The 12,551-nt window shown below is 50.9% G+C and carries 25 protein-coding genes; 2 read left to right on the forward strand and 23 right to left on the reverse strand.

Going from position 1 to position 12,551, the window contains the following annotated elements; all coding sequences use genetic code 11:
• Positions 1–4: 4 nt before the first annotated feature.
• The 22 genes from secY to rpsJ all read right to left on the reverse strand — a co-directional run bounded on the left by secY (position 5) and on the right by rpsJ (position 10,594).
• Positions 5–1,321 (reverse strand): preprotein translocase subunit SecY, encoded by a 1,317-nt coding sequence (gene secY, locus NFR55_RS09520; protein ID WP_251548520.1) that lies wholly within the window; start codon positions 1,319–1,321, stop codon positions 5–7.
• A complete protein-coding gene (gene rplO / locus NFR55_RS09525; RefSeq protein WP_251548521.1) occupies positions 1,321–1,764 on the reverse strand; it encodes a 50S ribosomal protein L15 in 444 nt (147 codons plus the stop codon). The genes secY and rplO overlap by 1 nt, the downstream gene beginning before the upstream one ends.
• Positions 1,764–1,979 carry a 50S ribosomal protein L30 gene (rpmD, locus tag NFR55_RS09530; RefSeq protein WP_251548522.1) on the reverse strand — a complete coding sequence of 72 codons (216 nt, stop codon included), beginning with the start codon at positions 1,977–1,979 and terminating at the stop codon, positions 1,764–1,766. Before rpmD ends, rplO begins: the two co-directional genes overlap by 1 nt.
• Before the next feature lie 10 nt (positions 1,980–1,989).
• Positions 1,990–2,502 carry a 30S ribosomal protein S5 gene (gene rpsE / locus NFR55_RS09535; protein WP_476748524.1) on the reverse strand — a complete coding sequence of 171 codons (513 nt, stop codon included), beginning with the start codon at positions 2,500–2,502 and terminating at the stop codon, positions 1,990–1,992.
• Between the two features lie 15 nt (positions 2,503–2,517).
• Entirely contained in the window at positions 2,518–2,880 is a 363-nt protein-coding gene (rplR, locus tag NFR55_RS09540; RefSeq protein WP_251548523.1) for a 50S ribosomal protein L18, read from the reverse strand.
• 12 nt (positions 2,881–2,892) lie between these two features.
• Complete coding sequence (gene rplF / locus NFR55_RS09545) at positions 2,893–3,435, reverse strand: 50S ribosomal protein L6 (RefSeq protein ID WP_251548524.1); 543 nt, start codon at positions 3,433–3,435, stop codon at positions 2,893–2,895.
• Between the two features lie 17 nt (positions 3,436–3,452).
• Positions 3,453–3,851: a 30S ribosomal protein S8 gene (rpsH, locus tag NFR55_RS09550; RefSeq protein WP_251548525.1), complete on the reverse strand. Its 399-nt coding sequence runs from the start codon at positions 3,849–3,851 to the stop codon at positions 3,453–3,455.
• Positions 3,852–3,866: 15 nt separating this feature from the next.
• Positions 3,867–4,052, reverse strand: coding sequence for a type Z 30S ribosomal protein S14 (locus NFR55_RS09555; protein ID WP_251548526.1), 186 nt, complete (start codon positions 4,050–4,052; stop codon positions 3,867–3,869).
• Positions 4,053–4,071: 19 nt separating this feature from the next.
• Positions 4,072–4,671 (reverse strand): 50S ribosomal protein L5, encoded by a 600-nt coding sequence (rplE, locus tag NFR55_RS09560; RefSeq protein WP_275556925.1) that lies wholly within the window; start codon positions 4,669–4,671, stop codon positions 4,072–4,074.
• 12 nt (positions 4,672–4,683) lie between these two features.
• Positions 4,684–5,178 (reverse strand): 50S ribosomal protein L24, encoded by a 495-nt coding sequence (rplX, locus tag NFR55_RS10575; protein WP_338052325.1) that lies wholly within the window; start codon positions 5,176–5,178, stop codon positions 4,684–4,686.
• Between the two features lie 16 nt (positions 5,179–5,194).
• Complete coding sequence (gene rplN, locus NFR55_RS09570; RefSeq protein WP_251548527.1) at positions 5,195–5,563, reverse strand: 50S ribosomal protein L14; 369 nt, start codon at positions 5,561–5,563, stop codon at positions 5,195–5,197.
• 14 nt (positions 5,564–5,577) lie between these two features.
• Positions 5,578–5,841 (reverse strand): 30S ribosomal protein S17, encoded by a 264-nt coding sequence (gene rpsQ, locus NFR55_RS09575; protein WP_251548528.1) that lies wholly within the window; start codon positions 5,839–5,841, stop codon positions 5,578–5,580.
• Positions 5,842–5,854: 13 nt separating this feature from the next.
• A complete protein-coding gene (gene rpmC / locus NFR55_RS09580; protein ID WP_251548529.1) occupies positions 5,855–6,055 on the reverse strand; it encodes a 50S ribosomal protein L29 in 201 nt (66 codons plus the stop codon).
• Positions 6,055–6,495, reverse strand: coding sequence for a 50S ribosomal protein L16 (rplP, locus tag NFR55_RS09585; RefSeq protein WP_251548530.1), 441 nt, complete (start codon positions 6,493–6,495; stop codon positions 6,055–6,057). Before rplP ends, rpmC begins: the two co-directional genes overlap by 1 nt.
• Entirely contained in the window at positions 6,495–7,157 is a 663-nt protein-coding gene (gene rpsC / locus NFR55_RS09590) for a 30S ribosomal protein S3 (protein WP_251548531.1), read from the reverse strand. The genes rplP and rpsC overlap by 1 nt, the downstream gene beginning before the upstream one ends.
• Positions 7,158–7,159: 2 nt before the next feature.
• On the reverse strand, positions 7,160–7,504 hold the full coding sequence (gene rplV / locus NFR55_RS09595) for a 50S ribosomal protein L22 (RefSeq protein ID WP_338052326.1): 345 nt from the start codon (positions 7,502–7,504) through the stop codon (positions 7,160–7,162).
• Positions 7,505–7,566: 62 nt separating this feature from the next.
• Positions 7,567–7,845: a 30S ribosomal protein S19 gene (rpsS, locus tag NFR55_RS09600; protein WP_251548533.1), complete on the reverse strand. Its 279-nt coding sequence runs from the start codon at positions 7,843–7,845 to the stop codon at positions 7,567–7,569.
• Between the two features lie 15 nt (positions 7,846–7,860).
• The gene (rplB, locus tag NFR55_RS09605) at positions 7,861–8,688 is read right to left on the reverse strand and encodes a 50S ribosomal protein L2 (RefSeq protein ID WP_251548534.1); all 828 of its coding nucleotides are present in this window, start codon (positions 8,686–8,688) and stop codon (positions 7,861–7,863) included.
• Between the two features lie 16 nt (positions 8,689–8,704).
• Positions 8,705–8,995 carry a 50S ribosomal protein L23 gene (gene rplW, locus NFR55_RS09610; protein WP_251548535.1) on the reverse strand — a complete coding sequence of 97 codons (291 nt, stop codon included), beginning with the start codon at positions 8,993–8,995 and terminating at the stop codon, positions 8,705–8,707.
• On the reverse strand, positions 8,992–9,615 hold the full coding sequence (gene rplD, locus NFR55_RS09615) for a 50S ribosomal protein L4 (RefSeq protein WP_251548536.1): 624 nt from the start codon (positions 9,613–9,615) through the stop codon (positions 8,992–8,994). The genes rplW and rplD overlap by 4 nt, the downstream gene beginning before the upstream one ends.
• Before the next feature lie 15 nt (positions 9,616–9,630).
• Positions 9,631–10,263, reverse strand: coding sequence for a 50S ribosomal protein L3 (gene rplC / locus NFR55_RS09620; protein ID WP_251548537.1), 633 nt, complete (start codon positions 10,261–10,263; stop codon positions 9,631–9,633).
• A 22-nt stretch (positions 10,264–10,285) separates the two neighbouring features.
• Positions 10,286–10,594: a 30S ribosomal protein S10 gene (gene rpsJ, locus NFR55_RS09625; protein ID WP_251548538.1), complete on the reverse strand. Its 309-nt coding sequence runs from the start codon at positions 10,592–10,594 to the stop codon at positions 10,286–10,288.
• Between the two features lie 837 nt (positions 10,595–11,431).
• Here rpsJ and NFR55_RS09630 point away from each other — a divergent pair.
• Complete coding sequence (locus NFR55_RS09630; RefSeq protein WP_251548539.1) at positions 11,432–11,638, forward strand: helix-turn-helix domain-containing protein; 207 nt, start codon at positions 11,432–11,434, stop codon at positions 11,636–11,638.
• Between the two features lie 152 nt (positions 11,639–11,790).
• Here the strand turns inward: NFR55_RS09630 and NFR55_RS09635 are convergent, their stop codons facing one another.
• Positions 11,791–12,054 carry a hypothetical protein gene (locus tag NFR55_RS09635; protein WP_251548540.1) on the reverse strand — a complete coding sequence of 88 codons (264 nt, stop codon included), beginning with the start codon at positions 12,052–12,054 and terminating at the stop codon, positions 11,791–11,793.
• 99 nt (positions 12,055–12,153) lie between these two features.
• Here NFR55_RS09635 and NFR55_RS09640 point away from each other — a divergent pair, with 99 nt between their 5' ends.
• Entirely contained in the window at positions 12,154–12,357 is a 204-nt protein-coding gene (locus NFR55_RS09640) for a helix-turn-helix domain-containing protein (protein ID WP_251548541.1), read from the forward strand.
• Positions 12,358–12,551: the final 194 nt, after the last annotated feature.

A 12,551-nucleotide genomic window follows, 5' to 3' on the forward strand; every position in this document is an offset into this window, starting at 1 on the left:
CCTATTACTTTAAGAAACCGCGGTACTGCTTCATCATGAGCTGGCTTTCGAGCTGCTTTTGGAATTCGAGCGCAACCGACACTACTATGAGCATACCCGTGGCACTGAACGCGTTTACGAGCGAAGCCGAAATTCCGGTGAATACCAAGCTGAATATAATGGAGGGAACGATTGCTATAAAAGCAAGGAATATCGCGCCGAAGAGCGTAAGGCGTTTGTTTATCTTTTTGAGATAATCGCTCGTCATTTTACCGGGGCGCAATCCCGTGATGTTTCCGCCGTATTGCTGAATGTTGCGAGCAACCTCTTCGGCGTTGAACTGTATTTGCGCGTAGAAGAAACTGAAGAAAAGTATCAGTAAGCCTACGAGCACGCTGTAGATAGGTTGTCCTACGCCCAACCACTTTGTCCACCAAGCGTAGAAACCGCTTGCGGGGTCCATATTGAACATAGACATTATGAGCTGAGGGAACGAAAGTATCGCCGTAGAGAAGATTATGGGCAATACGCCGCTCGCGTTAACTTTAATGGGTATATAGCTCGTTTGTCCGCCGTACTGCTTGCGCCCTTTTATCTGCTTAGCGTAGTGAACGGGTATCTTGCGCTCGGCAAGGTCTATAAACACTATGAAAGCGAAGATAACGAGCACGAAAAGCGCGAATACGAGAAGCGACCAAGGAGCCATTTCGTTGCCGTCGAACCAGGCGGTAAACACCGAAACTATGCTTATGCCCGCGGTGGAAAGTATACCCACGAAGATGAGGAGCGAAATGCCGTTGCCCACTCCTATCTCGGTTATTCTTTCGCCCAGCCACATGGTGAACATAGAACCGGCTACCAGTATTACTCCCACGAACGTGCATACGAGCCATGCGGGGAGCGCCACTCCGAATATGCCCGTCTGTATTGCGCCGCTGCGCGAGAAATTTATTACTATGCCCGTAGCCTGAGCCACGGCAAGTATGAGTGTGAACACTCTTGTTATCTTATTGAGTTTCTTTCTGCCCTCGTCGCCCTGTCTGCTGAGTGCTTCCAATTTGGGTATGGCGACCGTTAAGAGCTGTATGATAATTGACGCGTTGATATACGGAGATATTCCTATTGCGAGGAATGCGCCGTTTTGCAACGCGCCGCCCGTAATCATACTTAATAGGTCGAGTATGTTACCCGAATTGCCCGAGCTTCCCTCATACGTGGCACCGTTAATGCCGGGTATGGGAAGCCAGCAACCCAATCGGTATACGAACATCAACGCCAAAGTAATAAGAAGTTTTCTGCGAACGTCCTTATTCTTGAATGCGTTTACGAGAGTTTGAAACATCAGAGCACCTCTGCTTTACCACCGGCTTTCTCGATTTTTTCCTGAGCGGATTTCGAGAATTTCTTAGCCTGAACGGTAACTTTTTTGGTAAGTTCGCCGTTTCCGAGCACCTTGAGTCCGTAAGGCTCGATTTTGGAAATCACGCCCGCTTTTTTGAGCTCTTCGGCGTTTACCACCGCGCCGTCGTCGAACTTGTTGAGGTCGTCGAGATTAACGATGGAATACACTTTTTTATAGCGGTTGTCAAAGCCGGTCTTGGGGAGTCTGCGGCTGAGCGGCATCTGACCGCCCTCGAAGCCGGGGCGAACACCGCCGCCCGAACGCGCCCACTGACCTTTATGACCTTTGCCGCTCGTTTTACCCGTGCCCGAGCCGATACCTCTGCCCAAACGCTTGGAAGCCTTTCTCGCCCCCACTGCCGGAGACAAATCGTGCATTTTCATTAGCCTTGTACCTCCTCTACGGTAACGAGGTGCTTAACTGCGAATATCATTCCGCGCATAGCGGCGTTATCGCGCACCACCACGCTCTGACGGATTTTCTTGAGTCCCAGAGCCTGAACGGTTTTTTTGTGCTTATCGAGGCTGCCGATAGTGCTTTTCACAAGGGTGACTTTAAGCTGTTTCTCGGCTGCGTTTTCAGTCTTTTTTGTAGCCATTTCGCCTCTCCTATCCTAAAATTTCTTCTACGGTCTTGCCGCGAAGAGCCGCCACCTGTTCGGGCGAGCGAAGCTCTTTGAGCCCGCCGAAGGTAGCTTTAACGCTGTTTATGGGGTTGCGGCTGCCGTAGCTTTTGGTGGTTACGTTCTTTATGCCCGCAAGTTCCACCACCGCGCGCACGCTTCCGCCGGCTATAACGCCGGTACCTTCGGGAGCGGGGCGCAGAAGCACCTGCGAAGTTCCGAACTTACCTATAATCTCGTGCGGTATCGTTCCGTCCGAAAGCGCGATTTTCACCAAACTGCGGCGGGCAACGCCCTCCGCCTTTTTGATAGCCTCGGGAACTTCGGCGGCTTTGCCCGTGCCGATACCCACTTGGCCGTTGCCGTCGCCCACAACAACGAGCGCGCTGAAGCGCATGTTGCGGCCGCCCTTAACAACCTTTGTGATACGGTTTACTTCTACGAGTTTGCTCTTAAAGCCGTCGTCCGGCTTCATTTCTTCACGTTCACGTCTTGCCATTTCCGATATCCTCCGCTAAAATTTGAGCCCGGCTTCGCGAGCACCGTCGGCGAGAGCTTTCACTCTGCCGGTGTAAAGATATCCGCCGCGGTCGAACACCACGCACGAAACACCTTTAGCCATTGCCTTCTTGGCAACGTCCGCGCCTACTATCGCGGCAGCTTCGGTCTTGGTCTTGCCGCCTACGTCTACGCCCTTAGCAAGGGTGGAGCTCGCCGCGAGCGTTACGCCCGCCGCGTCGTCTATCACCTGCGCGTAGATGTGGCTTGTGGAGCGATACACATTAAGACGGGGGCATTCGGCGGTGCCCGAAATATTCGAGCGCACGCGCAAATGGCGTTTCATGCGAACCTGATTTTTATTCTGCTTGTTTATCATTTCTTACGCTCCTTACTTACCTGCCGTTTTGCCTTCTTTCTTCACAAGAACTTCGTCCGAATAATGGATACCGTAGTTGTGATAAGGCTCTACGGGACGCTTGCTGCGAATGGTTGCGGCAGTCTGCCCCACGAGTTCCTTGCTTATTCCGCTTACCACCACGGTGGTGATATCGGGGCAGGTTATCGTGATGCCCTCGGGAGCTACGAACTCCACGGGGTGACTGAAACCGAGGTTCATGGTGAGCTTGGAGCCCGCAACGGCCGCCTTGTAACCTACGCCCTGTATTACGAGCGTGCGGCTGAACGGAGTCACCACGCCTTGCACCATGTTGGCTATGAGCTGACGGTAAAGTCCGTGCATAGCTTTGGTTTCTTTCTTATCGTCGGCGCGAAGCACCGATACCTCGGCAGCTTCCGCTTTTACCTGAATTTTGTTGCTCGCTATCTCGCGTTCGAGCGAGCCTTTGGGGCCGCTCACTTTCACCACCGAGCCGGCAACCTCTACTTTTACGCCCGCGGGTACGGTTATGGGCATTCTTCCTATTCTCGACATATTAAGTTAGCCCTCCTTTACCACACGTAAGCGAGCACTTCGCCGCCCACTTTCTGCGCGCGAGCCTGTTTGTCGGTCATCACGCCTTTAGAGGTGGATATGATAGCAATTCCGAGTCCGCCCAAAACTTTGGGAAGGTCCTCGTAGCCGCAGTAAACGCGAAGACCGGGCTTACTGATGCGCTTTAAGTTGGTTATTACGCGCTCGTACTTGTTGCCGTACTTGAGCACGATGTTGATTACGGGGTGTCCGTTATCGTCGCCCATTTCCGTGCTCTTTACAAATCCTTCCGCAACGAGTATATCCGCAATGGATTTCTTCATTTTGGAAGCGGGCACGGATACCGCGTCGTGACGCGCGGTGAGTGCGTTACGTATTCTTGTGAGCATATCCGCTATAGGGTCTGTTGTAACCATAATTCGATACCCTCCTTACCAGCTCGACTTTTTCACGCCGGGAATTTCACCCTTGTAAGCGAGTTCGCGGAAACAAATTCTGCAAATGCCGAACTTTTTGAGCACGGCGTGCGGACGTCCGCAAATGTTACAACGCGTGTATGCGCGAGTAGAAAACTTCGCAGGTTTTTGCTGCTTGTTTATCATTGCCTTTTTAGCCATAATTTTCTCCTATCCTCCGCTAGTTTCTGAACGGCATTCCCATCTTGGTGAGGAGTGCCTTTGCTTCGTCGTCCGACTTGGCGGTAGTTACTATGCAAATATCGAATCCGCGCACTTTCTCCACCTGTTCGTAGGAAATTTCGGGGAATATGATTTGCTCTTTTATACCCATCGAGAAGTTTCCTCTGCCGTCGAACGACTTTCCGGAAATTCCGCGGAAGTCGCGCACGCGGGGAAGCGCGATGGAAACGAGTTTATCCAAAAACTCATACATTTTGTCGCCGCGAAGAGTTACCTTAACGCCTATGGGCTGGTTTTCGCGGAGCTTAAAGTTGGCTACGCTCTTCTTCGCTTTGGCGATTACGCTCTTTTGTCCGCATATGGCTTCGAGTTCCGCCTGCGCGAGCTGTATGCTCTTGGAGTTGTCTTTGATATCGCCGAGGCGCATGTTGAGCGTTATTTTTTCGAGCTTGGGAACTTCGTTTACGTTCTTATACCCTTTCTCGCTCATGAGCGCGGGAACTATTTCGCTTACATAGCGTTTTCTCAGGCGAAAGCGTTCGCCGTTTTTCGTATCGGTTGCCGCCTTTGCCGCAACCTGATTTTTCTTTTCTGCCATTGTTTCCTCCGATTAGTTCTCGCCGCCGTTCGCGTCGGTCTCGGTTGCTTCCGCCTTTTTCTCGGCGGCGGGCTTTTTAGTCGCGGTTTTCTTCGCCGCGGGCTTTTTAGCCGTCTTCTTCTCGGCTACCTCTTCGGTTGCCGCTTCCGCCTTGTCGGCTTTCGCTTTCTTGGCTTTCTTCTCTGCTTTTTTGGGCTCGAGCGACGCGCCGCACTTGTTGCACACGCGTATCTTCTTGTCGCCCTCGAGTTTGTGAGCAACGCGGGTTGCCTTGTTGCAACTCGGGCAAATTATTTGCACGTTGGATACGTCCACCGGTCCGGACATCTTGTTGATGCCGCCGGGTTGGTTCGCTCCGCGGGGCTTGGTGTGTTTGGTTATAATGTTGCAACCTTCCACAACAACTCTGCCGCCGTCGGGATTGCAAGCGGTGACCTTGCCGGTCTTGCCCTTGTCTTTGCCCGCTATCATAAGGACGGTGTCGCCTTTTCTCACGTTCAATTTCATTATTGCGAATACCTCCTTACAATACTTCCGGCGCAAGCGAGATTATCTTCATGTAATCTTTTTCGCGCAGTTCTCTCGCTATCGGTCCGAAGATACGAGTTCCGCGAGGTTGCTTTTGATTGTCTATTATTACCGCGGCGTTGTCGTCGAAACGGATAAACGAACCGTCGGGACGTCCTACGCCCTTGCAGGTGCGCACTATTACCGCTTTTACTACGTCGCCCTTTTTAACCGCTCCGCCGGTAGACGCGCTTTTAACCGAGGCGATGATTACGTCGCCTATGTTGCCGCTTCTGCGGAACGAGCCGCCGAGGACGCGAATGCACATGATTTCTTTCGCGCCGCTGTTGTCGGCAACTTTAAGATAGGTCTGTGGTTGTATCATTTCTTCACCTCTCCTTACTTCGCCTTCTCGACTACTTTCACCAAACGCCAGCACTTATCGCGCGATACATGACGCGTTTCCATTATTTCAACTTTGTCGCCGATGCCTGCTTCGTTGTTTTCGTCGTGGGCTTTCAGTTTTTTGGTCTTGTTTATGGTCTTTTTATACAGAGGGTGCTTGGCTTTGTCTTTAATGGCTACCACTATCGTTTTGTCCATTTTGTCGGACACTACGACGCCTTCGCGCACCTTACGATTATTTCTTTCTACTGTTTCCATGATTTCCTCCGCCCTATGCCTTCTTCGCAAGTTCGCGCTCTCTGAGCACGGTTTTGATGCGCGCAATGTCTTTTTTGCAAACGACCATTTGCATGGGGTTATTGAGCTGACCCGTTGCGTTGCTGAAACGGAGATTGAAAAGCTCCTGCTTCAGTTCGCCGAGTTTTTGAACGAGCTCGTCGTCTTTCATTTCGTGTATCTGCTTAGCTTTCATTACGCTTTCTCCTCCTTGTCGGCGGAAACGAGTTCGCCGCGCTTGCAGATTTTGCAACGCACGGGCAATTTGTGGGAGGCAAGGCGCAACGCCTCTCTGGCAACCTCTTCGCTTACACCCGCCATTTCGAACATAACTCTGCCGGGCTTAACCACCGCCGCCCAGTACTCGGGCGAACCTTTACCCGAACCCATGCGGGTTTCGGCGGGTTTTTTGGTGATGGGTTTGTGGGGGAAGATGTCTATCCAAACCTGACCGCCGCGCTTTATATAGCGGGTCATGGCGATACGGGCCGCCTCTATCTGATTGGACGTAATCCATGCGGGGTCGAGCGCAACGAGTCCGAACTCGCCGTAGGCGATTACGTTGCCTTTGTTCGCTCCGCCCTTCATTCTGCCGCGCTGTTGCTTGCGGTGTTTAACTCTCTTGGGAAGTAACATTATTCCTGCCCTCCTTGCGCCTCTTTGGCTTTGGGCAATACCTCGCCCTTATACACCCAAACTTTGATGCCTATCGCGCCGAACGTGGTGCGGGCGGTGGCGGTGCCGTAATCTATATCGGCTCTCAAAGTCTGAAGGGGAATGCTGCCGTCGTGGTACGCTTCGCTACGCGCTATTTCCGCGCCGTCGAGTCGACCCGAAACTTTGATTTTAACTCCTTTCGCTCCGCTGCGCATTACTCTGCCCATGGCTTGTTTCATGGTTCTGCGGAACGAACTGCGCTTTTCGAGCTGAGCCGCTATGCCTTCGGCAACGAGCACCGCGTCCATATCGGGGCGTTTTACTTCCATGATATTGATGTGGAACTGCTTGCCGGGAACTACTTTGGCGAGCGACTTTTTGAGCTCTTCTATACCCGCGCCCTTAAGCCCTATAATCATGCCGGGCTTAGAGGTGTGAATGTTTATGCTCACGTTGCCCTGCGCACGCTCGATTATAACTTTGCTCACGCCGAACGCGTAATATTTCTTCTTGATGAATTCGCGGATTTTGTGGTCCTCGTAAAGGTTAGCCGAAAAATCCTTTTTGCCGGCATACCAGTTGGCGTTCCAATCGGATATAACGCCCACTCTGAGTCCGTGAGGATTTACTTTCTGTCCCATACTTACCTAACCTCCTTCACGGTGTCGAGTATTACCGTGATATGACTGGTACGCTTGTTTATGCGATACGCTCTGCCTTTGCTAACCGGATTTACGCGCTTTAAGATAGGGCCGCCGTCGGCGAATATCTCCGCCACGAACAAGTCCGCGCGGCTGAGCCCCTGATTGTGCTCTGCGTTGGCGGTTGCCGACTCTATCACCTTCTTGATAGGCTCGCTCGCAGCCTTGGGGGTTGCGGCAAGCATAGCAAGAGCTTCGTTTACCGATTTGCCGCGCACGGTGTCGAGCACCACGCGCACCTTAGTGGGCGATATACGTATATATTTGGCTTGAGCGCAAGGGCGCATGTCTTTGTTCTCTTTGCGCGCGAGCGCCTTTTCTTTCATTCTTTTTGCCATCGTCGTACTCCTTATTTGCCCTTCGTGGTCTTTTCGCCGGCATGACCGCGGAAAGTACGGGTGGGCGCGAACTCACCGAGCTTATGCCCTACCATTTCTTCGGTGCAGTATACGGGCACGTGCTTGCGACCGTCGTGCACCGCAATGGTGCTGCCCACGAATTCGGGGAATATCGTGCTCGAGCGCGACCAAGTTTTGATAACTTTTTTGTCGTTAGTCTCCGACTGCGCCTTTACTCTGTTATACAGCCTTTCTTCGACGTAAGGACCTTTTTTTACAGATCTACTCATGTTATTCTATACCTCTCAGTTGATACGCTTAACTATGAAGCGGTCGCTGTTCTTGTGCTTTTTGCGGGTCTTAAATCCGAGCGCGGGTTGTCCCCAAGGAGAAACCGGACCGGGTCTGCCGATAGGCGATTTGCCTTCGCCGCCGCCGTGGGGGTGGTCGCAGGGGTTCATTACCACGCCGCGAACGGTGGGTTTAACGCCCATATGGCGTTTTCTGCCCGCTTTGCCCAAGGATACGAGCTCGTGGTCGAGGTTTCCCACCTGACCTACCGTTGCCTTGCACTTAAGCGGTATCATGCGCATTTCGCCGCTGGGAAGACGGAGCGTTGCGTATTTGCCCTCTTTAGCCATGAGCTGCGCCGCCGCGCCCGCCGTGCGAACCATCTGCCCGCCGCGCCCCGGCTGCATTTCCACGTTGTGCACCATAGTGCCCACGGGAATGTTTTGGAGCGGAAGAGCGTTGCCCGCCTTTATGTCGGCGTTTTCGCCGCTTATTACCGTGTCGCCCTTGTTGAGCCCGAGCGGAGCGAGAATGTATCTCTTTTCGCCGTCGGCGTAGTTAAGGAGCGCGATATACGCGGTGCGGTTGGGGTCGTATTCTATTTCGGCAACTTTAGCCGGAATATTGTCTTTGTTGCGCTTAAAGTCTATTATGCGGTACTTTATGCGATTGCCGCCGCCTATGTGGCGAACGGTTATTCTGCCGGTGTTGTTTCTGCCGCCCGAGCGGAACGAAACGTCCAAAAGCGATTTTTCGGGTTTCGTGGTGGTTATCTCGTCAAAACTCGAAACGGTCTTGAAACGAGTACCCGCGGTCATGGGTTTATATCTTTTTATAGCCATTGTGTGCCTCCAGATATTAGGTCAAGCTATCGAAGAATTCGATAGACTTGCTGCCGGCGGTGAGTTGCACGTAGGCTTTCTTGTAACGCGAGGTGTATCCTTCGCTTCTGCCCTGACGCTTATACTTTCCGCGGACGTTCACTGTGTTTACTTTGCTGACCGAAACTTTGAAAATCTCTTCCACAGCCGCTTTAATCTGCGTCTTGTCGGCTCTGCGGTCAACCACGAAAGCGTACTTTTTGTTGGCGATGCCGGCATACGCTTTTTCGCTTCTTATGGGTTTTATGATAACGTCGTAAGCGTTCATGCCTTGTATGCCTCCTCGATTTTCTTTATCGCGTCTTTGGTCATAACGCATTTTGCGTTAGCCACGATATCGTATACGTTTATCTGATTGCTCATGAGGGTGCTCACTCCGGGAATGTTGCCCGCCGCGCGAACAACCGCCGAGTCGGACTCCGTAACCACTATAAGCACGCGCTTATCGAGCTTGAGATTATCGAGCACTTTAACCATTTCTTTGGTTTTGGGCTGTATCTTTATTTCGTCTACAACCGTAAGCTCGCTTGCTCTGAGCTTTTCGCTGAGCGCCGAGCACAACGCGCCGCGCTTTTGCTGTTTGTTTATCTTTTGCGAGAAATCTCTCGGCTTGGGTGCGAACACCACGCCGCCGCCCGCCCACTGGGGAGCGCGTATAGAGCCTTGGCGTGCTCTGCCCGTGCCTTTTTGTCTCCAAGGCTTGATGCCGCCGCCGCGCACCTCGGTGCGGGTAAGAGTGCATTTCGTGCCCTGGCGAGCGTTGTTGCGCTGAGCAACTACCGCTTGGTGAATGAGTGCTTCGTTATATTCGGCGGCGAATACGCTGTCGTCGAGCTCGATAGTGCCCGCTTCCGCGCCCGTCTGTTTGTATAATTTTACGCTTGGCATTTTTCTTCCTCCGCCTTACTTGGATTTCACGGTTTCTTTCACCGTTACAAGACCGCCTTTGGGGCCGGGTATCGCGCCGCGGATAAGAAGTACGCCGCGAGATACGTCTACCTTAACTATTTTAAGGTTCTGAATTGTCACGTTGTCGTGTCCGAACTGACCCGCCATGTGCAATCCCTTAATTACTTTACTGGGGGTGCTGTTCGCGCCGGTAGAGCCTACGCTGCGATGCACAGGACCGGTACCGTGAGTCATCTTGAGTCTGCGTTGATTCCAACGCTTGATTACGCCGCTGAAGCCGTGACCCTTGCTCACCGCCGATACGTCTACCATATCGCCGCCCGAGAATATATCGCACTTTATTTCGCTGCCCACCTCGAACTTGTCGGGTTGCGAGAATTTGAATTCGCGCAGTATCTTGCCCGCCTCAACGCCCGCTTTCTTGTAAACGCCCGCTTCGGCTTTGTTTTGATGCTTGCCCGCTTCTTCGAACGATACGAGCACCGCGCTGTATCCGTCGCGCTCGGGAGTTTTCTTGCGAACCACTTTCATGGGTCCCGCCTCTACCACGGTTACGGGTATGCTGAGTCCCGTTTCGTCGAATATAGAGGTCATGCCGAGCTTTCTGCCTAATATTGCTTTTTCCATTTGTCGTTACCTCCTCGCCCTCTTACAGCTTTATCTGGATGTCTACGCCGGCGGGGAGGTCAAGCTTCATGAGAGAGTCGACCGTTTTTGCCGAAGGGCTGTATATATCTATCAAACGCTTGTGCGTGCGAAGCTCGAACTGTTCGCGGCTATCCTTATATTTGTGCACCGCGCGCAGTATCGTTACCACCTCTTTGTCGGTAGGGAGAGGAATGGGACCCGACACTTTCGTGCCCGTCTTTTTCGCAGTCTCCACAATACGTGCCGCCGACTGGTCTATAAGGTCGTGGTCGTACGCTTTGAGCTTAATTCTGATTTTCTGACTTGCCATACTTACTTTGTTTACCTCCGTTTAGCATTTGCGAAGAATTTTTTACAACGCTGTCGGGTGTGCCTTTTGAAAGACAAATTTTCGGGCGGTCGCCCGCCTTTCACATCCTCCGAATTATCGCGCCTTTCGGTCCGTAGACCGACGGTTCGCACGCCGTAACCTTTTTTACCGCTCACTTCGCCGCACGGTATGCCTATTCACCGCACTCGGTCCGCCGAAGTTCTCCCGCAATTCGCTAATTTTTCGCGAGTAACCTTCGGTTTCACACCTCTTAAATTCCGTAAAAAAGGACTGCGCAAACGCACAGCCTTATCATTATACTACAGTGAATTCAATATGTCAAATGATTTTCAGTGGATTTTTTTGTTTTTAGAAAGCAAAGCAAATGAGCCTTTTGGCGTCAAAAGGCTCGCGAAAACCGCAAAGGGGGCGGAGCGATTTCGACGCGCCCCGCCCCCTTTGAACCCCCACCCTCCACGACTTCTCTACGAGAAGCAATAAAGCTAATACGGAAAAACACACTTTATCGCCCTAATGTCATTGCGAGCGAGCAACGCGAGCGCGGCAATCCCATGCTATAGAACACATACTGCTCCTTTCTCATGCAGGAGATTGCCACGGGCATAAATGCCCTCGCAATGACGGGTAAACCGTTACCCACCCTGTCATTGCGAGCGAACGCAGTGAGCGCGGCAATCCCATACATGGAACACGTAAAGTTACTGCTCCTTTCTCTCGGCTGAGATTGCCACGGGCACAAAGTGCCCTCGCAATGACGGGTATCCCATTTTGGAATTATGCAAAAAGAGTCATTCCATTTTGGAGTATAATGCGCTTATGCACGGTAAAATCATTCGCGAATTGCGAGAAGAGCATAATTTATCTCAACAGCAATTAGCGGAAAAACTGAATACCACCCAAAACACTATTAGCAAGTACGAAACAGAGGTTTTGGATTTGAGTACCGCTATAATCCACAAATTATGCGATATATTCAATGTTTCTTCAGATTATCTCTTAGGAAGAAAAGACTATTGCGATTAAAAAACGCCGAACTAAGTCGGCGTTTTTAACTTACCTGCGCAAAAGACTGCTATACACAATATGTGTGATTTCGGCATCTCTGCCATTATTGCGAAAAAAGGGATATGTGAAACGCAATCTTTTACACAAAACAAGCGTATTAAATTATGTATTTATCTTTTTCTTCCGTTATCGTCGGTAAAAATTTCCCACAATTCCGAAATCTTTATAATAGCATTATTAAATTCGTTTATAGCCGCGGGCGTAACCACTCTGTGATAAGCACGCTTTTTATAACACTCGCATTTCTCTTCCCTTTTTACAACTCCGTCGGTTTCTCCGCATAAGCCGTATTCGCTCTTTTCAAATTTATTTAATCCCGCAGTATAGAAAGCCTTATAAAAAGCACAATTACCGCATTTGCCGTTATCTTGCATAAAACCTCTTCAAGTATTCCAAAATAGAATACATATATTATATATCCCGTTTTGGAATTTGTCAAGGGATTGCATTCCATTTTGGCGTATAATTTGTTTATGTACGGAAAAATTATCCGTGAATTGCGCAAAGAAAGAAACTTATCTCAAAAGCAATTAGCGGAAAAACTGAATACAACCCAAAACACGGTTAGTAAATACGAAACCGAAGTTTTGGATTTGAACACAGTTATAATAATTAAAATTTGTGATTTTTTCGATATATCCGCCGATTATCTTTTAGGCAGAACGAACTATTATTAAAAAACGCCGAACTAAATCGGCGTTTTTTACTTACCTGTAAAATATGTTTCTAATGAATGGGATTGCCACGGGCATAAATGCCCTCGCAATGACGGCAACAGTAGCGATTTCCCGCACTAAAACCTCTACGCGTTAGCGTGTGGGTTAAGGGCAACGCCCTTATCGTTGCGGGGGTGCAGGGGACACAGCCGAAA

The organism is Pumilibacter intestinalis, from assembly GCF_943193005.1.
GTDB lineage: Bacteria > Bacillota > Clostridia > Christensenellales > Pumilibacteraceae > Pumilibacter > Pumilibacter intestinalis.